18 protein-coding genes are annotated in these 20,516 nt (G+C 45.2%); 12 read left to right on the forward strand and 6 right to left on the reverse strand.

Annotated features, from left to right (window positions below):
* The first annotated feature begins 236 nt into the window (after positions 1-236).
* The 3 genes from NST16_RS00480 (at position 237) to uvrA (ending at position 5,516) form a co-directional block, all read left to right on the forward strand.
* The gene (locus tag NST16_RS00480; RefSeq protein ID WP_010332040.1) at positions 237-467 is read left to right on the forward strand and encodes a DUF2198 family protein; all 231 of its coding nucleotides are present in this window, start codon (positions 237-239) and stop codon (positions 465-467) included.
* A gap of 182 nt (positions 468-649) precedes the next feature.
* Positions 650-2,635: an excinuclease ABC subunit UvrB gene (gene uvrB / locus NST16_RS00485; protein WP_010332039.1), complete on the forward strand. Its 1,986-nt coding sequence runs from the start codon at positions 650-652 to the stop codon at positions 2,633-2,635.
* 7 nt (positions 2,636-2,642) lie between these two features.
* Positions 2,643-5,516 carry an excinuclease ABC subunit UvrA gene (uvrA, locus tag NST16_RS00490; RefSeq protein ID WP_268449798.1) on the forward strand — a complete coding sequence of 958 codons (2,874 nt, stop codon included), beginning with the start codon at positions 2,643-2,645 and terminating at the stop codon, positions 5,514-5,516.
* A 43-nt stretch (positions 5,517-5,559) separates the two neighbouring features.
* Here the strand turns inward: uvrA and NST16_RS00495 are convergent, their stop codons facing one another.
* Entirely contained in the window at positions 5,560-5,790 is a 231-nt protein-coding gene (locus tag NST16_RS00495) for a hypothetical protein (RefSeq protein ID WP_010332037.1), read from the reverse strand.
* A gap of 216 nt (positions 5,791-6,006) precedes the next feature.
* Here NST16_RS00495 and NST16_RS00500 point away from each other — a divergent pair, with 216 nt between their 5' ends.
* The 4 genes from NST16_RS00500 to NST16_RS00515 are packed head-to-tail and all read left to right on the forward strand — an operon-like array spanning position 6,007 to position 8,017.
* On the forward strand, positions 6,007-6,333 hold the full coding sequence (locus NST16_RS00500; RefSeq protein ID WP_095712926.1) for a hypothetical protein: 327 nt from the start codon (positions 6,007-6,009) through the stop codon (positions 6,331-6,333).
* Positions 6,334-6,356: 23 nt separating this feature from the next.
* A complete protein-coding gene (locus tag NST16_RS00505) occupies positions 6,357-7,454 on the forward strand; it encodes a DUF4097 family beta strand repeat-containing protein (protein WP_168748853.1) in 1,098 nt (365 codons plus the stop codon).
* Positions 7,455-7,458: 4 nt separating this feature from the next.
* On the forward strand, positions 7,459-7,656 hold the full coding sequence (locus NST16_RS00510) for a PspC domain-containing protein (RefSeq protein ID WP_010332034.1): 198 nt from the start codon (positions 7,459-7,461) through the stop codon (positions 7,654-7,656).
* Between the two features lies 1 nt (position 7,657).
* Positions 7,658-8,017, forward strand: coding sequence for a phage holin family protein (locus NST16_RS00515; protein ID WP_010332033.1), 360 nt, complete (start codon positions 7,658-7,660; stop codon positions 8,015-8,017).
* A 26-nt stretch (positions 8,018-8,043) separates the two neighbouring features.
* On the opposite strand, the gene NST16_RS00520 is transcribed toward NST16_RS00515, so the two are convergent.
* Positions 8,044-9,255 (reverse strand): MFS transporter, encoded by a 1,212-nt coding sequence (locus NST16_RS00520; RefSeq protein ID WP_268449804.1) that lies wholly within the window; start codon positions 9,253-9,255, stop codon positions 8,044-8,046.
* A gap of 19 nt (positions 9,256-9,274) precedes the next feature.
* Positions 9,275-9,784 carry a MarR family transcriptional regulator gene (locus NST16_RS00525; protein WP_010332031.1) on the reverse strand — a complete coding sequence of 170 codons (510 nt, stop codon included), beginning with the start codon at positions 9,782-9,784 and terminating at the stop codon, positions 9,275-9,277.
* Between the two features lie 624 nt (positions 9,785-10,408).
* On the opposite strand from NST16_RS00525, the gene NST16_RS00535 reads away from it, so the two are divergent.
* Entirely contained in the window at positions 10,409-14,284 is a 3,876-nt protein-coding gene (locus tag NST16_RS00535; protein ID WP_340883450.1) for a metallophosphoesterase, read from the forward strand.
* A gap of 19 nt (positions 14,285-14,303) precedes the next feature.
* Here NST16_RS00535 and NST16_RS00540 read toward each other — a convergent pair whose 3' ends face one another.
* The 3 genes from NST16_RS00540 to nagA are packed head-to-tail and all read right to left on the reverse strand — an operon-like array spanning position 14,304 to position 16,964.
* Positions 14,304-15,035, reverse strand: a complete 732-nt coding sequence (locus NST16_RS00540) for a GntR family transcriptional regulator (RefSeq protein WP_340883451.1) — start codon at positions 15,033-15,035, stop codon at positions 14,304-14,306.
* A gap of 13 nt (positions 15,036-15,048) precedes the next feature.
* Complete coding sequence (gene nagB, locus NST16_RS00545; protein ID WP_340883452.1) at positions 15,049-15,777, reverse strand: glucosamine-6-phosphate deaminase; 729 nt, start codon at positions 15,775-15,777, stop codon at positions 15,049-15,051.
* A complete protein-coding gene (nagA, locus tag NST16_RS00550; protein ID WP_340883453.1) occupies positions 15,774-16,964 on the reverse strand; it encodes an N-acetylglucosamine-6-phosphate deacetylase in 1,191 nt (396 codons plus the stop codon). The genes nagB and nagA overlap by 4 nt, the downstream gene beginning before the upstream one ends.
* A gap of 184 nt (positions 16,965-17,148) precedes the next feature.
* Here nagA and hprK point away from each other — a divergent pair, with 184 nt between their 5' ends.
* From hprK to ppaX, 4 genes are read left to right on the forward strand one after another with little or no spacing between them, the layout of a single operon-like run.
* On the forward strand, positions 17,149-18,081 hold the full coding sequence (hprK, locus tag NST16_RS00555; protein ID WP_010332023.1) for an HPr(Ser) kinase/phosphatase: 933 nt from the start codon (positions 17,149-17,151) through the stop codon (positions 18,079-18,081).
* 13 nt (positions 18,082-18,094) lie between these two features.
* The gene (gene lgt / locus NST16_RS00560) at positions 18,095-18,904 is read left to right on the forward strand and encodes a prolipoprotein diacylglyceryl transferase (protein ID WP_229149424.1); all 810 of its coding nucleotides are present in this window, start codon (positions 18,095-18,097) and stop codon (positions 18,902-18,904) included.
* A gap of 23 nt (positions 18,905-18,927) precedes the next feature.
* Positions 18,928-19,866 (forward strand): nucleoside recognition domain-containing protein, encoded by a 939-nt coding sequence (locus NST16_RS00565; protein WP_326191806.1) that lies wholly within the window; start codon positions 18,928-18,930, stop codon positions 19,864-19,866.
* Positions 19,863-20,513 carry a pyrophosphatase PpaX gene (gene ppaX, locus NST16_RS00570; RefSeq protein WP_340883462.1) on the forward strand — a complete coding sequence of 217 codons (651 nt, stop codon included), beginning with the start codon at positions 19,863-19,865 and terminating at the stop codon, positions 20,511-20,513. The genes NST16_RS00565 and ppaX overlap by 4 nt, the downstream gene beginning before the upstream one ends.
* Positions 20,514-20,516 lie beyond the last annotated feature (3 nt).

The following is a 20,516-nucleotide window of genomic DNA, read 5'->3' on the forward strand; positions in this document are numbered from 1 at the left end:
TCAATTTCTCTTTATATTTGATACCGTCCCTTTTGCCTGAAGATGATTTGTTCATTTTTGAACCGAATACGTAAAATCATCATTCTTGTTTAAGAGAAGAGTTTTGCGGCAGAAACCATGATTGAATTGAGCTGAAAAAGGGTATGGTGTAGAAAGAGGGAACCATTGCACGATTGTCCGATTCTTCATTTTTTACTATAATCAAATCAGATGAAGAATCCCTGAGGAGGGTTTTTGTGATTACAAAAGCCGTTTTTGCATTATTTTTCCCTTTTATGCTTGTCGTTCTTTTTACGAGAGTGACCTTTAACCATTATGTGGCGATCGCTCTTACAGCTGCATTGCTGTTTGCCTCTTATTTGAAAGGCTATACAGAAACGTATCTTATTGTGGGATTAGATGTTGTCTCTCTTGTGGCCGGCGGACTTTATATGGCCAAAAAAGCTGCTGAGAAAAAAGAAGAATAAACCGGACATGATGAATAAGAAGATGAATTCCTGCTTTTACGTTTTAAAAGCAGGTTTTTTATACATGAAATTAGCTGGAAATAAATAACCATCGAACTTTAGTTCGTATTTTTGGTGATTTTGCTTTCCATTGTGTTACTATATTTATAGGAAGATTTCGTTAAAGAAACGGAGGCTTATTTGTGAAAGATCGCTTTGAGTTAGTCTCAAAATACCAGCCCCAGGGAGATCAGCCGAAAGCCATTGAAAAGCTTGTCAAAGGCATTCAGGAGGGCAAGAAGCATCAGACTCTGCTGGGTGCAACAGGAACGGGCAAAACATTTACGGTGTCCAATTTGATTAAAGAGGTCAATAAGCCGACACTCGTCATTGCCCATAACAAAACCCTTGCGGGACAGCTTTACAGCGAGTTTAAGGAATTTTTTCCGAACAACGCTGTCGAGTATTTTGTCAGCTACTATGATTATTATCAGCCGGAGGCGTATGTGCCTCAAACGGATACATTTATAGAGAAAGATGCAAGCATTAATGATGAAATTGATAAACTTAGACACTCCGCTACATCGTCTCTGTTTGAACGCAGAGATGTGATTATCATTGCGAGTGTGTCTTGTATTTACGGTCTCGGTTCGCCTGAAGAATACCGTGAAATGGTTGTGTCATTGCGTCCTGAAATGGAAATTGAGCGCAACGAGCTGCTTAGAAAGCTTGTTGACATTCAATATGCCCGCAACGACATTGATTTTCAGCGCGGTACATTTCGTGTGCGCGGAGATGTAGTGGAAATTTTCCCGGCATCCCGTGATGAACACTGTGTAAGAGTCGAGTTTTTCGGAGATGAAATTGAACGAATTAGGGAAGTGGACGCCCTGACCGGAGAAATTTTAGGCGACCGTGAACATATCGCGATTTTCCCGGCATCCCACTTCGTGACGCGGGCCGAAAAAATGGAAAAAGCGATTCAAAATATCGAGAAGGAGCTTGAGGAGCAGCTGAAGGTCATGCATGAAAACGGCAAGCTTCTGGAAGCGCAGCGCTTAGAGCAGCGGACGAGATATGATCTTGAAATGATGCGGGAGATGGGGTTCTGCTCTGGCATTGAGAACTATTCAAGACATTTGACGCTTCGCCCGCCGGGTTCAACGCCGTATACGCTTCTCGATTATTTTCCTGACGATTTTATGATTGTGGTGGATGAGTCGCACGTGACGATTCCTCAGGTGCGCGGCATGTTTAACGGAGACCAGGCGAGAAAGCAGGTGCTGGTGGATCACGGATTCCGTCTTCCGTCAGCGCTCGATAACCGCCCGCTCCGGTTTGAAGAATTTGAAAAGCATATGCACAATATCGTCTATGTGTCAGCCACACCAGGGCCGTATGAAATTGAACATACAGACGAAATGATAGAGCAGATCATCCGTCCGACAGGGCTTCTTGACCCGCTTATTGACGTGCGGCCGATTGAAGGCCAGATTGATGATTTAATCGGTGAAATTCACGCGAGAGTTGAACGGAATGAACGGGTGCTTGTGACGACTTTGACGAAGAAGATGTCAGAGGACCTAACCGATTATTTAAAAGAAATCGGCATCAAGGTTAATTATCTGCATTCAGAAATTAAGACGCTTGAACGGATCGAAATTATCCGTGATTTGCGTCTCGGCAAGCATGATGTGCTCATTGGCATCAACCTCCTGAGAGAGGGGCTTGATATTCCGGAAGTATCCTTGGTTGCGATTTTGGATGCGGATAAGGAAGGCTTCCTGCGTTCGGAGCGTTCGCTTATTCAGACGATTGGACGTGCGGCGAGAAACGCGGAAGGCCGTGTCATCATGTACGCCGATAAAATGACGAAGTCTATGGAAATTGCGATTAATGAAACGAAACGCCGGCGCGAGCAGCAGGAGCGGTTTAACGAAGAGCACGGCATTACGCCGCAAACGATTAATAAAGAAATTCGTGACGTGATTCGTGCGACAGTGGCTGCTGAGGACAAAGCGGAGTATAAAACAAAAGCTGCGCCGAAGCTGTCGAAAATGACGAAGAAAGAGCGTCAGAAAGTCGTCGAACAAATGGAGCATGAAATGAAGGAAGCCGCCAAGGCGCTTGATTTTGAAAGAGCCGCGGAGCTTCGCGATTTACTTTTAGAGTTAAAAGCGGAAGGATGATGAAAGAATGGCTATGGACCGGATTGAGGTGAAGGGAGCAAGGGCGCACAACCTGAAAAATATTGATGTGACTATCCCGAGAGATCAGCTTGTCGTCGTCACGGGACTGTCTGGGTCAGGGAAATCCTCCCTTGCCTTTGACACCATATATGCAGAAGGGCAGAGACGATATGTTGAGTCGTTATCCGCCTATGCCCGCCAGTTTCTAGGGCAAATGGATAAGCCTGATGTGGATGCGATTGAAGGGCTTTCTCCTGCCATCAGCATTGATCAAAAAACAACGAGTCGAAACCCGAGATCTACTGTCGGTACGGTAACAGAAATTTATGATTATCTGCGTCTTTTATATGCGAGAGTAGGAAAGCCCCATTGCCCGGAGCACGGGATCGAAATCACGTCACAGACCATTGAGCAGATGGTGGACAGGATTTTGGAATATCCGGAGCGGACGAAGCTTCAGGTGCTGGCGCCGATTGTGTCCGGCAGAAAAGGCGCCCATGTAAAAGTGCTTGAGCAGATCAGAAAACAAGGCTATGTCAGAGTCAGAATTGACGGCGAGATGGCCGAGCTTTCTGATGAGATCGAGTTAGAAAAGAATAAGAAGCATTCAATCGAGGTTGTCATTGACCGGATTGTAGTAAAAGATGGCGTAGCAGCCCGTCTGTCGGATTCATTGGAGACAGCGCTTCGATTAGGTGAAGGGCGTGTCATGATTGATGTGATCGGTGAGGAGGAGCTGATGTTCAGTGAGCATCATGCCTGTCCGCATTGCGGATTTTCAATCGGTGAACTTGAGCCGCGGCTTTTTTCATTCAACAGCCCGTTCGGAGCGTGTCCAACGTGTGACGGTCTCGGCATGAAGCTCGAAGTTGATGCAGATCTTGTTATTCCCAATCAAGATCTGTCATTGAAGGAGAATGCAATTGCCCCTTGGACGCCGATCAGCTCACAATATTATCCGCAGCTTCTTGAAGCGGTCTGCACCCATTACGGCATTGATATGGATGTGCCCGTAAAGGACCTTCCGAAGCATCAGCTGGATAAAGTGCTTTATGGAAGCGGAGATGACCTGATTTATTTCCGTTACGAAAATGATTTCGGCCAATTACGCGAAGGTGAGATCCAATTTGAAGGCGTATTGCGCAACATTGAAAGACGCTACAAGGAGACAGGCTCGGATTTCATCCGTGAGCAGATGGAGCAATATATGTCCCAAAAGGCTTGTCCGACTTGTAAAGGTTATCGGTTAAAGAAAGAGGCGCTTGCCGTACTGGTCGACGGACATCACATTGGAAAAATTACCGAGCTGTCTGTCGGAAATGCCCTTGATTTTTTCAAAGGCCTTACGCTATCTGAGAAGGATATGAAAATTGCCAATCTGATTTTCCGGGAAATTGTGGAGCGGTTAAGCTTCCTGGATAAAGTCGGCCTTGATTATCTGACACTGAGCCGGGCAGCGGGAACATTGTCCGGGGGAGAGGCGCAGCGCATCAGGCTGGCAACTCAAATCGGTTCGCGGTTATCCGGTGTGCTTTATATTCTAGATGAACCGTCAATTGGTCTGCACCAGCGTGATAACGACCGTTTAATCAGCGCGCTGAAAAATATGAGGGACCTGGGGAACACGCTGATCGTCGTAGAACATGATGAGGATACGATGATGGCAGCCGATTATTTAATTGATATCGGCCCGGGTGCCGGCATCCACGGTGGACAAGTTATTTCTGCGGGTACTCCGGAAGAGGTCATGGCAGATCAAAATTCGTTAACAGGCAGCTATTTATCAGGGAAAAAGTTTATCCCGCTGCCTCCCGAGAGAAGAAAACCGGACGGCCGCTATATTGAGATTAAAGGCGCTTCAGAAAACAATCTGAAAAAGGCAAATGCCAAGTTTCCGCTAGGAACGTTTACAGCGGTTACGGGTGTATCAGGATCAGGGAAAAGCACCCTCGTCAATGAAATTCTTCACAAGGCACTGGCGCAAAAGCTTCATAAAGCAAAAGCGAAGCCCGGCAGCCATAAAGAAATCAAAGGCCTCGAACATTTAGACAAAGTCATTGATATCGATCAGGCGCCGATTGGGAGAACGCCACGGTCAAATCCTGCGACATACACCGGTGTTTTTGATGATATTCGCGATGTATTCGCACAGACAAATGAAGCGAAAGTCCGCGGCTATAAGAAAGGCCGTTTCAGTTTTAATGTAAAGGGCGGACGATGCGAAGCCTGCCGCGGAGACGGGATTATAAAAATTGAAATGCACTTCCTTCCTGACGTATACGTGCCATGTGAAGTGTGCCACGGCAAACGCTACAACCGGGAAACACTTGAAGTGACATACAAAGGAAAAAGCATTTCTGATGTGCTTGATATGACGGTCGAAGATGCTCTTTCTTTCTTTGAAAATATCCCGAAAATTAAGCGCAAGCTCCAAACCCTTTACGATGTTGGTCTTGGCTATATTACGCTCGGCCAGCCGGCGACTACCTTGTCAGGCGGTGAAGCGCAGCGGGTGAAACTTGCATCTGAACTGCATAAACGCTCTACCGGCCGCACGCTGTACATTTTAGATGAACCGACAACAGGTTTGCATGTCGACGATATCGCCAGACTTCTTGTCGTGCTTCAGCGTTTGGTTGATAATGGGGATACAGTGCTTGTCATTGAGCATAATCTTGATATCATCAAGACGTCTGATTATATTGTTGATCTGGGGCCTGAAGGCGGAGCCGGAGGCGGCACCATTGTCGCGTCAGGAACACCGGAGGAAATCACTGAAGTGGAAGAATCGTATACAGGGCGTTATTTGAAGCCTGTTATGGAGCGAGACAAAAAACGTATGAAATCACTCTTGGAAGCGAAAGAAACAGCAACATCTTAAAACCCTCTTTTCAGAGGGTTTTCGCTGTTCTTTGCAGTATTTATTAAAACGTCTTCTTATGCAGCCTCCGGCTCACATTCATTAAATCTTGAACAATATGAGTGCTGCTGCTGTCCAGAAGTACTTTAATATATTGAATATCATGAGAGATGGGAAAAGGTCCGTGAATCTGTTCAAGCTCGGCTAACATTTCACGATTCATCCTTTTTTGTTCATGAATCAGTTTTAAAACGGATTCTTGTGTTACTGTATAGTCACTGGGATCTTTCTCCATTGCTTGTCCAGCCTCCTTAATTGCCGTAAGCTTTTTACATATTGTAATGGGTACGGCTGAAAGATTCTACTTCTAAAACTTTTCAAAATCCAATTCCGTAAATGGAAGCATGTCTAAAGGATGATTTTGAAACCTTTGGAGGTTCTATACGTATATCTATCTAAGTAAAACGTCCTGATTCATAGTCACGAATGTTAACGATAGGAGTTGGATAAATTGAACCGTAATCAAGCCATAATTGCATCACTTTGTTATTTCAGTGTATTTATTGCGCCGGTCATTGTGCCGATTGTCGCTTACTTTGTTGTTGATGAAAAAGAGACGAAACGTCACGCGGTGCGTTCTCTTATTTCCCACATTGTTCCTTTTGTCGGCTGGCTGATCTTATTTATCGCTTTTCTTGGCGGGGCTATTGCCATTGATGGGGAAAGCGTTTTGCCTGTCTTTGTGATGATTGGCGGAGTCATCGTCTATTTCTTAGTTGTACTCGGTATTATCATTTGGAACGTCATTCAGGGCATTAAGGTGCTGCGTGCAGCATAAGTAGATCATAGGGAGGAGATCGAATGAAGCAGGAAAAGGAAAGAATCCTCAAGCTTGTGGAGGAAGGGAAGCTGACGGCACAGGAAGCATTAACGCTGATTGAAAAGCTCGACAGCGACTATAAGGAAAAAGAAGAAAAAATCACGGCTCTGTCAGTTAACGTTCATGAAGAGGATGAGCCATTTACAGCGGCCAAAAAAGAGGGCAGCAAGCCGTCTTTAGGGGCGAAGCTGTTCGATTGGATTGATTCTGCTGTGAAAAAGGTCAAAGAAGTTGATCTTGATTTGAACTTCGGTCACTCGTTTGACGTACAGCATATTTTTCAATTTAAGGATAATGATTTTTCCAGTGTAGAGCTTCAGATCGCAAACGGCAGCGTAAATATTGTTCCGTGGGAAGACGAGGATATCAGAGCGGAATGCCAGGCAAAGGTATATCGCGTTGACACCCAGGAAGCAGCGAGAGACGCTTTTCTTCAGCATATTGAATGTGAAATTAAAGGAAATAAGTTTTTTATCCGTACGGAAAAGAAAACAATGAAAACCAATGTCACATTGTATATTCCTCAGAAGGAGTATGATAAGATTCGGGTGAAGCTGTTTAACGGACCGATCAGAGGGGAACATTTACATGTAAAAGAGTTCTCGGCGAAAACGACAAATGGCGTGCTGTCGTTCTCGAATTTGACGGCTGAAAAAGCTTCAGCAGAAACGGCAAACGGCCAAATTAAGCTAGCCAATCACAATTGTGGCACAATAGAAGCGGAAACCATTAACGGGCTGATTGACCTGCGCGGAAAAAGCGAATCCATTGATGTTCAAAGCTTTAATGGAAATATTGCGATTACTGTCACAGAATCAGACTGCCGCTCGATTTACACAAAAACGACGACTGGAAATGTGGAGCTGGCGATTCCGGATGATCTTGCGGTGAAGGCTGAGCTGAAAAGCAATCTTGGCTCGCTGTCCCACGAATTAATAGATGTTGACATGCTGAAAGAAAAAAATGATACCATTCAAAAAGAAATGATGTTCACTTCTAATCAAGCACATGATCAAAACATCGCCGTTTTCTCCGAATCATTAACTGGCGCCATCAAATTAAAGTATACACAGAGGTGATCGAATGAATAGATTATATCGTTCAGAAAATAACAGGAAAATGGCAGGCGTCATCGGCGGCCTGGCGGAGTATTTCAACTGGGATGCGTCACTCCTCAGAGTGATAACCGTCATTTTGGCCGTTATGACAAGCGTTATTCCTGTTCTGCTCATATATATCATTTGGATTTTTATTGTTCCATCAGAAAGGGATATGAAGTAACATGGTCAAATGGGCAGTCAGCATTTTAGTAAATGCATTATTATTAATCGTCATTGACGGTTACATTGATTCCATCCATATCAGCAGCATCGGGGCAGCGATTATTGCCAGCCTCATTTTATCAATTTTAAACGTGCTGATTAAACCGCTCTTGATTATCTTTACACTGCCTGTCACAGTTGTGACGCTGGGTCTCTTTTTGTTTGTGATTAACGCCATCACCTTGATGATGACAGCGTCTATTATGGGTGACAGTTTTCAAATTGACGGCTTCGGATCAGCCATCCTGGCATCTGTTGTGCTGTCGGTGTTCCATTTGCTGATTCAAAAAGGCATTTTAGAACCGCTTCGTAAGAAATAAAAGCTGCCATCCAAATGGCAGCTTTTTTACATAGGATGTTTTTCTTGTTTGATGTCATGTTTCGGCCGATGCATATACGGCAGAAGGCAAAAACTTAATATGACAAATGCGATACCCAAAAGGCCAAATGACATGGCAGACGGCATCCATGTTAACAGATAAGCTGATATCATCGGACCGGCCGCCATGCCTGTATATCTGATAAAGTTAAAGATTCCGATTGCACTTCCCCTGTTTTCTTCAAACTCATTGGTGATCATCGTGGAATACAGGGGAGGAATAACCCCCATCGACACACCGAACAGCGCCAATGAGAGAGCCAAGAGAATGATCGAGACGGAATGGGTAAAAGCAAATAAAATGATGCTGCCCGCTGCCATTGCATTGCTGTAGACAATCAATGTGCTGAGAGGAACTTTTGCCTGTATGTTTTTAAACAGAAAAGTACCAGCGATTGTGCTTAACGCCAGAGGCAAATATAACAGTCCCGCTATCCGCACATCCATATGATAATGTTCCGTCAGCAATATGGGGAGATAGACAATGACCGCGAAATAAATGAAAAAGAGAAAAAAGCTTAAGGTTAGAATGACATTTCCAGTTCTGTTTGTGAAAATGGATTTATAATGCGCAAGCAAACTGCCTGATTTTGCATCTCGCTTTGATTCACTATGATCCTTAGGGAAGAAAATGCTGTTTGTTGCTAATAAAAGAACAGAGATCACCGTCAGCATCCAAAAGATCCCTTCGTGTCCAAAAGCACCGCCGACCAATCCCCCGAGGACCGGAGCAATAGCCGGTGCGGCCGAAAGAAGCATTTGATACGTACCCATGGCATTTCCGCGATCACTGCCTGTAAATAGCTGGCCGATTGTGGTGGCTGCAATGAGAGGGAGTGCTGCGGAACCGGCTGCCTGTACGATTCTAAAAATAAGAAACAAGGTAAAATCAGTGGTGACGGCACATCCGATACTGGCTGCCGCTGTTGCCAGTATTCCGGTAAGCAAGACATAACGCGCGCCTTTAAAATCGATGATCGCGCCCAAAATAATTTGCATAATGGCTGTCACAATCATAAAAACTGAAACTGACAGGTTCACGAGGGTTACAGAGACATGGAATGATTCTTTAATAATCGGAATGATTGGTGAATAAATATTTTGGCTTAAAGAAGCAAAAAATGCGCTGAAACAAACAATATACAAGATCAGCATTGCTTTTGATTTCGTTTGAGCCATAAAGAACACACCGCCTTTTTTACTTTACAGGTTTCTCAAAAGTATCATCTGTTTGCTCAGCTTCAAGTCTAGAGGTAAGCTGTTCTAAAAATTTCAATACAGCATTCTGTTCATCTTGTGAGAATGAATCAAGGAATTGGTAAAATGCCAGCTCCTTTTTTTTGTGCAGTTTTTCATGCAAATCAAAAATCTGTCTGCCTTTACGGGTTAATTTAAAATAGACTTCTTTTTTGTTATCAGTCAGCTGATAGCTATTGATAAATCCTTCTTTAATCAGTTTTGTGCTGATTTTCGTTACGTTCGCTTTTGATAAGTTCATTTTTTTAACAATTCCCGTATTATTAATCGGTTCATGTTGGCCAATACAGTCAATGACATGGATGCTAGTCATGTTTTTGGGAACATCAATCACATCTTCTTCTGCGGCCTCCTTAAAGAACTGCTGAAGTGAAGTATTCGCTTTTTGTTCATTAAGATGCAGGAGCCGAACGTATATGTCGTATATCAGCTGTTTTGTCAAAACGGACATAGGCTACCTTCTTTCTATGAATTAATGGTTAACCAGGCAACAATAAAAATCGTTTACCGGTGAACAATTTAATTTTATCTGTTCTTGTTTTTATTGTCAATTGCTGGTGCTTAAGGAAGCTGAAAAGTGACCGGTGATAATAGTGTGTGAAAGCTGGGACATTTATTTTAATTTTTTAGGGCTGTTGAAATTTACACATAGTAGAATAAGGGATGGAATAATTAATATTTACTAGTGAACATTAACTATGATAATCGTCTATGAAATGAAAAAAGGTTATTGCTGAAAATGATACGTTGAAAAGCTTTAAGTGCTGCCTGCCATTCATCTTATTTAGTTGCATCAATAAACCATCTCATTTTAAGAGGAGAATGAGATGGAAGCCGCACCGTACTTATCTCTTTTTAATGCGAACTCTTGTATCGCTTGAAATCATTCTTTATGAATGCTGTTATCGATCAATCTGCCTCTCTGATTTTATCGTTAACTGGTTAACAAACTTCAGTTTTTTTGGATAATAATGGAACTTCAGAGAGACCGCTGTCTTTTTGTTCTTTTTACACAAAAATTAACTCATAAGCTTCCCTGTTCAGACGCAAAATACGTGAAAAGGGAGGTGTCGTGATGAGAAAATACACAGTCATTGCTTCTTTATTATTATCTTTTCTGTTTGTTCAGTCTGGCGGCCATCATGAAGCAAAGGCCTTGCCTGTCATAAAGCAGGAACCGTTCCAAACGCCTCATTACATACCCTTGCTTGAAAACCCTCCTCAAATTGAAGTGAAGGCTGAAATGAAGGGCAACCTGATCATTCAGGCGCATGTGCGTGACAGTGAGTATCAATCGTTTTCTGCCTTTTTGTTTTATAAACAAAGCAATGAACTGGGCTATAAAATGGTGCCGATGGACCCAACCCCCGGAGCTGTCCGCCAGTTTTTGGCGCAAATACCGAAGAGGTTAATCTGGAATAGCGAGCTCGAGTATTACATTGTGTTCTCGAATGGAAAGCAGCGGGTGGAGTCAGAAACGAAGACACTGAAGCTGGATGGATATCAGGCTGACCTCGCCCATATCCCGGAGCTGCTGATCACCGAGCTTGCGGTTGATACGAAAAATACCGGACGTACAGACGGTTATGAATTTATTGAGGTATATAATACAACCGACAGAACAATTGATTTTAAAGATTATCACATTCGCTATCGCTATCCGAAGGAAGGGCCGGACTCCGACCTGATTTGGAGACCTGATCAGCGGGTCGTCATTCCGTCTGGAGAAACCTGTGTATTTTGGCTCAAGCCTGCCGGACATCCTGAGTTGATAGCGGATGATTTTAACCGGCACTATCAGACACATTTGAGAGAAGGGGAAAATCTGTTGGTGCTGGATGGAACAGAGGGCATGGCGAATACCCGGCCTCGTGCGGTTGCGATATCGACGAATACAGGAAAGGATATTTCAGTTGCGCACTACCGGAAACATGCGCTGCGCCGCCTGTCGTCTGTGCTTTATAAATACCCTCTCGATGGAACAGCGGAACTGCTCAACATTTCAATAGCAGAAAAAAATCCGTCGCCAGGCTCAATTTTACAGGCGCAGGTGCCAGAGCAAAAACGTAAAGTGAAGCTTGATAAAGAAAAGCCGGTTATAGAGGATTTAACAGACCGCAAGCCTGTCCGACCGGCTGAAAGCATTGAACTGCGGGCTGACATACGTGACCGCAGTTTAGTGAGAACGGCCGCCTTTTATTATCGGACAGATGAAAACAAACCGTTCAAACGCATTTTCGCTGAAAAAGACCGCAACGATCATTTGTACCATTATATTGTCTACTCGCCTGAACTGATCGGGAAGGATCAGCTTGAGTATTACGTTGTAGCCGGTGACGGGATCAATGAAGCGAAGACGCCTGTCAAAATGATTGATATTAAGCAAACAAGCAAGTCGCACGGTTTGCGGATGAATATAGAAAACAGAGATACACTGTCAGGGACACAGTTTCTCAAAGCGACCACGGACGGGCGGACTGACAGCATTAAGCTCTGGATTGACGGAAAAAAACAACAGACAGAGCCCGCCATGGAAAAAGAAGTATATTTTGCGTTCGACACCCGAAAAACGAACCTTTACTTTAAAAATGCTGTAACGATGGACGGCAAGGTTTTAAAAGTCTTCGATGATACGACAAATAAATACCGCACCTACTCTGTCCCTCTGCCGGAGACGCTGCTTCAAAAAGGGAAGCAGCTGCAGCGTATCACGATACGATCGGGTTCAAAGGTATCTCCGTTTGATACGGCTGAAAACCGTGATGATTTTTTAGTCAAAAATGCCCGATTGGTATTATCGGATGGAACGGTGATCAGGGACGAGCGTATTTCTCCCGAGAAGGAGCTTTTTATTGGGGATAATCAGCGCTCGAATAAAAGCTGGCCGTTTCAATTTCATCTGCCTGATGGACTGTTTACATCGCAGCTGCTGAAGTGGGATACAGAGAAGCTGACTGAAGGCGCCCATCATATTGCAGTAAGCGACGGGAATGAAAACCTGAGCTTTGTTGTGCGGGTTGATAATTCAGGGCCGCACATCGAACCGAATGTGACGGACGGACAGACGTATAAAGGAAACCTGGTGCTGCAGGCAGATATGTTTGATAAATGGAGCAAAATAGAGGAAACAGAGGCATTTTTAGATGGTGATAGCATTACGCTCCCATATCATACGTCAACTTCTGAGCTGTCTCCGGGGAAACACACGCTGAAAGTCTCAGCAACAGATTTGGCTGGCAATAAAACGGTTATTGAGCGGACGTTTAAGACAGAGCGGGAGCATCCGGACCAGCCGGAAATTGTAAATAGCGATGCCGATACGCACAAAGCCAAGCTTTCGGTGCGGGTGAAGGATCCGACGAATGATGCGATGGATGTGTCCTTTTACAAAGGCTTTCAATATACGGCGCAAAACAGAAATAGTGTGAAAATTTTCAAGCATGCATCACTGACTGAACCTCCAAAAAGCTTTGTGCCGGAAAGCGAGACGCCGTTTACCAATGAAGAAATGAATCGGGTGTCAGGAGCTGACGGTAAAACAGTATCAACAGAAGAGAAGGAGCTTTTTCCTTATCACCGTTTTGAAGTGACGGTTGACCCGTCCATTGATGAGAATGATTTAGCTGAAGCCGTTTGGAGAGGAAGCTCTCTGCCGGGGAGAAAAGTGACAATGTATGCTTGGAATTACCGGACAAGCCAGTGGCAGCCGGTTGACAGCTACGTTGCCAAAGATGACAAACAGTTCACGCTGAAGGCATCTGTCATCGCTTCCGATTATGTACGGAAATCTAAGATGAATATCATTGTTCAGGACGAAATTCCTCCTGCGAAGGATATGTATTCCTTTGTCTGGATGTCAGACACGCAGTATTATGCAAAAAGCTATCCGCATATTTTTGATAAGCAGACTATATGGATCAAAAATAACCAAAGGAAGCTGAATATGAAATACGTGTTTCACACAGGGGATATTGTAGATGATTCCGCGGATATCAGACAGTGGAGAAACGCTGATCAATCAATGCGAGTCCTGGACAACAGCGGAATTCCTTACGGCGTGCTGGCCGGAAACCACGATGTCGGTCATAAGGACGGCTCCTACAGGGCGTTTGGCAAATACTTTGGCAGCCGCCGTTTCGATAAGAGACTGCACTATGGAGAATCCTACAAAAATAACCGCGGGCATTATGACCTCATATCAAGCAGCGGCAATGATTATATCATGCTGTACATGGGTTGGGGCATCACAGACGAAGACATCGCATGGATGAAACAAGTGCTGAAGAAGCACCCTGACAGGATAGCTGTTTTAGCTTTTCATGAATATTTACTCGTTAGCGGAAACAGAAGCCCGATCGGCGAGAAAATTTTCAAAAAAGTTGTCAAGCCGAACCCGAATGTCGTGATGGTGTTAAGCGGACATTATCACAGCGCGATGAGAAAAACAGATGAGCTGGATGATGACGGAGATGGAAAACCGGATCGTCTCGTCCATCAAATGCTTGCTGATTATCAGGGCGGGCCAGAGGGCGGCCAAGGATATTTGCGTTTGATGCAGTTTGACCAGGCAAACAATGTGGTGCATGTATCCACATACTCTCCGTATTTGGATGATAAAAACTTTTATGATACAGATAGTTACGGCAACAAGGATGAGTTTACGCTGGAGCTTGATCTGAAGCCAAGAATGAAAAGAGTAGAAACCGATTATTTTGAATGTAATGTCTATACAAACGAACAGCTCGGAAAACGCGAGAAAGTGAAAAGCGGGGAAACCGCCGAATTCCTTTGGGAGAATCTAGAGCCGAATTCTGTTTATTATTGGTACACCATTGTGGAAGACAGCTTTAACGGAAAAACGAAATCACCGATCTGGAAGTTCAAGACGAAAAAAGAAACCTATCGTCCAGCGCCAGACCAATTTGATTTTCGCCGTGTCTCCAATCCTTAAAAAGGGGTTGGAGACTTTTTTATGACAGCCGATCCATGTAATGGACAAAAGTATAACGGTCGCCCCTGTATACAGATTTTACATGCTCAAAAGCAGTACCGTTCTGTAAATACGTTGTTCGTTTAATCAACAGGACTGGCGCTCCCTCTTGGATGCCGAGCAAGTTTGCTTCATCCTGTGTTGCGGCACTCGGTTCAAGCTCTTGTTTGGCGCGGGAAATCGGCGTGCTGTTGTACCTTTCAATATGCTCGTAAATTGACGACTTGAAATGAGACGGATTTAATTCACCTGCCAGCTCAAATGGGATGTGTGAGGCTTCAATCGCCATAGGAATATCATTCGCCAGCCGAACCCGTGTGATTTTGTGGATGCGGGCACCCGTCCCGCATCCTAGTATGGCGGCCAGCTCCTCAGTCGAATCGATAAGCTGATAATTGATGAGCCTGCTGCTCGGCCTCATGCCGCGGCTTTTCATATCTTCTGTAAAGCTTGTAAGCCCTTGGAGCGCTTGTTCCATTTTTAGCTTGCTGACAAAGGTGCCCCGGCCTTTCTGACGATAGAGAAAACCTTCATTGACCAAATTAGAAAGCGCTTGACGCACCGTCATCCGGCTAATCCTGAATTGCTCGGCATATTCCCGCTCGGAAGGAAGCGGCATATCCGGCTGCAGCTCTCCGCTCTTTATTTGGGCTTTTAATTGCTCCATAATCTGATAATAAATGGGGATAGGAGATTGTTTATCGATATTCATAGCGAAAATCCTTTCAATGCCTGAATCCCGCGGCTTCTTGATCAATCAAAACCAAAACGTTAGGATGCAGGTGCAAAGCGGACGCAGGGAATTCCTCGCTGACTTGTCCGTCCAGCAGCCTTTTTGCAGCTTCGGCTTTGCTTGTGCCAGAGATAAGCAGAAGAATCCGCTTGCTTGAGAGAATTGTTTGAATTCCCATTGTAACGGCTTTTTTGGGCACCCTGTCAATGGAGGTGAAAAATCTGGCATTGGCCTGACGGGTTTGTTCATTTAATGCCACGACATGTGTGCGGGACTGGAATGATGTTCCCGGTTCATTAAAGCCGATATGTCCGTTTCGGCCGATGCCGAGAAGCTGAATGTCCGCTCCGCCAAGTGATTCAATCAATTGTTCGTAGCGTTTGCACTCGGCTTCCAAGTCACTTGCGTTTCCATCAGGGATAAAATGCCGGCTCGGTTGACTATCGATATGCTGGAAGAAACGCTCATTCATATAGCAGTGATAGCTGTTTGGGTCATCACCGGAAAGGCCGGCGTATTCATCTAAGTTAATCGTGGTGATGTTTTGAAAAGAAAGATTCTCTGTTTGGTGCAGGCGGATCAGCTCGCGGTACGTGCCTTCCGGTGTCCCGCCTGTCGCTAAACCGAGAACGGCATCAGGCTTTTCCCTGACTGTTTCAGCCACAATTCCGGCAGCTTTTTGGCTTAATGCCTCATACGATTGACATTCGATTACTTTCATATATGATCAGCCTCCTTGGATATAAATGCAATGTTTCCGCGGCAGATGGTGAGAAGCACCTCACATTCACTGCTGACAATTACAAGATCCGCATCTTTTCCCTCTGTTATACTGCCTTTTCGGTCAAAGATGCCAAGCTGTTTGGCCGCGTTTGCTGAAGTTATATTAGCTATATCCGTCCAAGAGCAATTCGTAAACGCGCGCATATGCTGTGCGCCTTCATTCATTTTTAAAATCGAACCGGCAAGCGTCCCATCCGGAAGAAGAGCTGTTTTTTCCTTTACTGTCACACTTTGTCCGCCGAACTCGTAGACTCCGTCTTTCAGTCCTTTCGCCCGCATTGAATCGGTGATCAATATAAGCTTGCTGCTGCCTTTTGCTAAAAAAGCAAGCTTTGCCGCTAACGGATGGGAGTGGATACCGTCGGCAATAAGCTCTGTGACATAACCCTCATGGGCGAGGGCTGTGCCGATCACTCCGGGTTCACGATGATGAAACGGGCTCATCGCATTGTATAAATGAGTCATATGGCTGGCGCCTGCTTCAAAGGCTTCCAAAAGTAATGCGGAGTCTGCATCCGTGTGTCCCATTGACGCGATAATCGACTCATCTTTTAAATAACGGATCAGCTCAAAATGTTGATCCTCCTCCGGTGCAAGCGTGACGATTTTGATCAGCCCCCTTGCCTCCTGCTGCCATTTCTTGAAAAGTGTAAGATCTGAGGGCCTAATCCATTCCTTTGGCTGCGCTCCGGCCCTTTTAGGTGAAACAAAGGGACCCTCTAAATGAATTCCGATCAATTCCGCACCTAATGAAGAGGAATCCTCCGCAGATTTCCAGTCCCTCGCGTTTACCAGTGCTTGAGAAATTTGGCCGTGTTCCTGTGTGATGGTTGTCGCTAAAAAACTCGTTGTGCCTTCCTCGGGCAGCCTTGAGGACATGGTATCGAGCGCGGAAAAGCTCGCATCCATTGTATCCGCGCCATAGCCGCCGTGGATATGAATATCAATCATCCCCGGAAGCAATACGGCATCCCTTGGGCCTTGAATTTCCTTTGCGTATTGCTCTATTGGCCGTTCTGCTGAGACAGCGCTTATCTTTCCATCCTTGACCCCAACATAGCCGTTTTTAATCACTTCATTTTCTGTCACGATACTGATGCCGCTGAGAAGAAGACTATCTGCCATAATTGATCCGCCTTTCTGGAATATATGAATACGTTTATTTTACCCCTTTTCAGACTAGTGATCTAGACCAGCTGACACGTTTGCCAGTCTTTTATAAAATCTGTTTTAGGTTCAAGCCCGAAAGTGATAAAATGAAATTATTGTTGAGCAAGCTCGGGTTATCCCGGAACAGGAGGAACATATCGTGGCAAAGGTTCGGACAAAAGATGTAATGGAACAGTTTCATTTGGAATTGATCAGCGGAGAAGAAGGAATTAACCGCCCGATTACGATGAGTGATTTATCAAGACCAGGCATTGAAATTGCCGGATATTTTACATATTACCCTAGGGAGCGCGTACAGCTTCTGGGGAAAACAGAGCTTTCTTTCTTTGAACAGCTGCCGGAAGAGGATAAAAAGCAGCGCATGGACTCTCTATGCACGGATGTAACACCAGCTATTATTCTTTCTAGAGATATGCCTATCCCGCAGGAGCTCATTGACGCTTCCGAGAAAAACGGCGTGCCTGTCCTCAGATCGCCTTTAAAAACGACAAGACTGTCAAGCCGATTGACCAACTTCCTAGAAAGCAGACTTGCGCCAACCACAGCCATTCACGGTGTGCTTGTCGATATATATGGCGTCGGGGTGCTGATCACAGGGAAAAGCGGCGTCGGAAAAAGTGAAACCGCGTTGGAGCTTGTGAAAAGAGGCCATCGCCTTGTTGCTGATGATTGTGTTGAAATTCGGCAGGAGGATCAGGATACCCTTGTCGGAAACGCCCCTGAGCTCATTGAACATCTGCTTGAAATTAGAGGGCTCGGCATTATTAACGTCATGACGCTGTTTGGTGCCGGTGCGGTCAGAAGCAACAAACGAATTACAATTGTGATGAATCTTGAACTCTGGGAGCAGGGCAAGCAATACGACCGTCTCGGACTCGAAGAAGAAACAATGAAAATCATTGATACAGAAATTACAAAACTCACGATCCCTGTCCGTCCGGGACGAAATCTCGCGGTCATTATTGAAGTGGCTGCTATGAACTTCAGATTGAAGCGGATGGGCTTAAACGCCGCTGAGCAATTTACCAACAAGCTGGCGGATGTCATTGAAGACGGTGAACAAGACGAATAGGAGTTGGCAATAAATGAATGAAGCGATAGAACCACTCAATCCGATAGCGTTTCAGCTAGGGCCGTTAGCCGTCCATTGGTACGGAATCATTATCGGTCTCGGTGCTTTGCTGGGGCTTTGGATTGCCATGAGAGAAAGTGAAAAACGAGGGCTGCAGAAAGATATTTTTATCGATCTCGTCCTTTTTGCGATCCCAATTGCGATTATTTGCGCGCGGATTTATTACGTTGCATTTGAATGGGATTATTATGCCGAACATCCGGGAGAAATCATAAAAATCTGGAAGGGCGGCATCGCGATTCACGGCGGCTTAATCGGTGCCATTTTGACAGGCTATGTCTTTTCAAGAGTGAAAAACATTTCTTTCTGGAAGCTTGCGGATATCGCGGCGCCGAGCATTTTGCTTGGTCAGGCGATCGGCCGCTGGGGAAACTTTGTCAATCAAGAGGCACACGGGGAGGCGGTCAGCAGAGCCTTTTTAGAAAACCTGCACCTGCCTGAGTTTATCATTAATCAAATGTACATCAACGGACAATATTATCATCCTACTTTTTTATATGAATCACTATGGAGCTTTGTCGGCGTTATTATACTGCTTCTTTTGCGCAGAGCGAATTTGCGGAGAGGCGAGATGTTTTTAACCTATATCATTTGGTATTCAATCGGAAGGCTTTTTATTGAAGGAATGCGGACTGACAGCTTAATGCTGACGAGTTCGCTTCGCATCGCTCAGGTGATCTCAATTGTATTAATTGTGTTGGCTGTGGCGGCCATCATCTTCAGACGCGTCAAGGGGTACTCGGCGAAGCGGTACGCAGAGTAGACGGTAGCAAAGGGGGATGAGGGATGAAGAAGATTTTTCTGGCCGGTCTTGCGGCAGGTCTTCAGACAACATGGACACTCGGTAAAGTCATTTTTCCGGTGACACTGGTAGTCACTTTGCTTCAGCATACGCCTGTCATGGATTGGCTGGTAAGGCTAATTACACCGGTGATGGGCCTGTTCGGTCTCTCAGGCGAAGCGGCGATTCCGCTTGTGCTTGGGAATATGCTGAATCTGTACGCGGGGATTGCCGGGATATTGACACTGGATTTATCCGTGAAGGAAGTTTTTATCTTAGCGGTCATGCTTTCATTCTGTCATAACTTAATTATCGAATCGACGGTCGCAGCAAAGGTCGGAATCAGGATTGGCGTCATATTGGCAGTGCGCATTGGTTTGGCAGCTGTTTCTGCAATCGTCATTAATCTCATCTGGCATGGCGGGCAGGAAATGGCGCAGTACGGTTTTATTGCTTCAAAGGGTGATGCGCCTGACGGCTGGCCGGCGATGCTGGCCGAGGCTTTAATGAAAGCCGGTCTTGGTGTATTGCAGCTGGCGGCGATTGTAATCCCGCTGATGATCATCATTCAATTTATGCGAGACTTAGGCTGGCTGCACACGTTTTCTAAATGGCTGTCTCCGTTTACACAGATGCTGGGCATGAATAAAAATACCTCCATGACAATGGTAGCCGGCTTGACAATCGGCCTTGCCTACGGAGCGGGTGTCATGATTAAAGCAGTCGAAGATGACGGCGTTGGCAGGCGCGACATGACACTGGCCTTTATATTTCTCGTTGCCTGCCATGCTGTCGTTGAAGATACACTTGTCTTTATTCCGCTTGGCATTCCGGTTTGGCCGCTTCTGCTGATTCGAGTCACCACGGCCGTGCTGCTGACGATGGCGATATCGTATACGTGGAAAAAATGGAAACCCTCAGCGGTTGGAAAGGAAGCAGTATGACTGATCATCAAGTAACGACGATTCTGTTTGATTTAGACGGAACCCTTATTAATACAAATGAATTAATTATCGCGTCATTTTTGCATACGCTGGAGCATTATTATCCGAGCCGCTATAAACGTGAGGATGTGCTTGCGTTTATCGGCCCGTCTCTTTTTGAAACGTTTTCTTCCATGGATGCTGAGAAAACTGAAGATATGATCAGCATGTACAGAACATACAATCACCAGATGCATGACACACTTGTCACCGAATATGAAACGGTTTATGAAACGCTGGATGAACTAAAAAAAGCGGGCTTTACATTAGGAATTGTGACAACAAAGTTAAGGGATACTGTCAATATGGGCCTTAAGCTAACAGGAATCGGCGGTTTTTTCGAAACTGTTGTTACACTTGATGATGTCACGATGGCAAAGCCTGATCCCGAGCCTGTCCTGCTGGCGCTGAAGCAGCTGGGAAGCGAGCCTGCTGAAGCCATCATGGTCGGTGACAACTATCACGATATTCTGGCGGGGAAAAACGCCGGTACAAAAACAGCCGGTGTCGCATGGACGATTAAAGGGCCGGAAGCGCTGGCGAAGCATGAGCCAGACTATATGCTAGAGAAAATGAGTGATCTATTACAAATCGTTGGAGTGAAGTAATCT

The organism is Bacillus sp. FSL K6-1005, assembly GCF_038000225.1.
In the GTDB taxonomy this organism is placed as follows: domain Bacteria; phylum Bacillota; class Bacilli; order Bacillales; family Bacillaceae; genus Bacillus; species Bacillus mojavensis.

What these genes read in the sequence shown, in the direction of transcription:
- NST16_RS00505 (WP_168748853.1), top strand. Translation starts at nt 6,357, where the DNA reads ATGAAGCAGGAAAAGGAAAGAATCCTCAAGCTTGTGGAGGAAGGGAAG.
- NST16_RS00525 (WP_010332031.1), bottom strand. Translation starts at nt 9,784, where the DNA reads ATGTCCGTTTTGACAAAACAGCTGATATACGACATATACGTTCGGCTC.
- uvrA (WP_268449798.1), top strand. Translation starts at nt 2,643, where the DNA reads ATGGCTATGGACCGGATTGAGGTGAAGGGAGCAAGGGCGCACAACCTG.
- NST16_RS00495 (WP_010332037.1), bottom strand. Translation starts at nt 5,790, where the DNA reads ATGGAGAAAGATCCCAGTGACTATACAGTAACACAAGAATCCGTTTTA.
- NST16_RS00540 (WP_340883451.1), bottom strand. Translation starts at nt 15,035, where the DNA reads ATGAATATCGATAAACAATCTCCTATCCCCATTTATTATCAGATTATG.
- ppaX (WP_340883462.1), top strand. Translation starts at nt 19,863, where the DNA reads ATGACTGATCATCAAGTAACGACGATTCTGTTTGATTTAGACGGAACC.
- nagB (WP_340883452.1), bottom strand. Translation starts at nt 15,777, where the DNA reads ATGAAAGTAATCGAATGTCAATCGTATGAGGCATTAAGCCAAAAAGCT.
- NST16_RS00535 (WP_340883450.1), top strand. Translation starts at nt 10,409, where the DNA reads ATGAGAAAATACACAGTCATTGCTTCTTTATTATTATCTTTTCTGTTT.
- NST16_RS00565 (WP_326191806.1), top strand. Translation starts at nt 18,928, where the DNA reads ATGAAGAAGATTTTTCTGGCCGGTCTTGCGGCAGGTCTTCAGACAACA.
- NST16_RS00515 (WP_010332033.1), top strand. Translation starts at nt 7,658, where the DNA reads ATGGTCAAATGGGCAGTCAGCATTTTAGTAAATGCATTATTATTAATC.
- NST16_RS00510 (WP_010332034.1), top strand. Translation starts at nt 7,459, where the DNA reads ATGAATAGATTATATCGTTCAGAAAATAACAGGAAAATGGCAGGCGTC.
- nagA (WP_340883453.1), bottom strand. Translation starts at nt 16,964, where the DNA reads ATGGCAGATAGTCTTCTTCTCAGCGGCATCAGTATCGTGACAGAAAAT.
- lgt (WP_229149424.1), top strand. Translation starts at nt 18,095, where the DNA reads ATGAATGAAGCGATAGAACCACTCAATCCGATAGCGTTTCAGCTAGGG.
- NST16_RS00520 (WP_268449804.1), bottom strand. Translation starts at nt 9,255, where the DNA reads ATGGCTCAAACGAAATCAAAAGCAATGCTGATCTTGTATATTGTTTGT.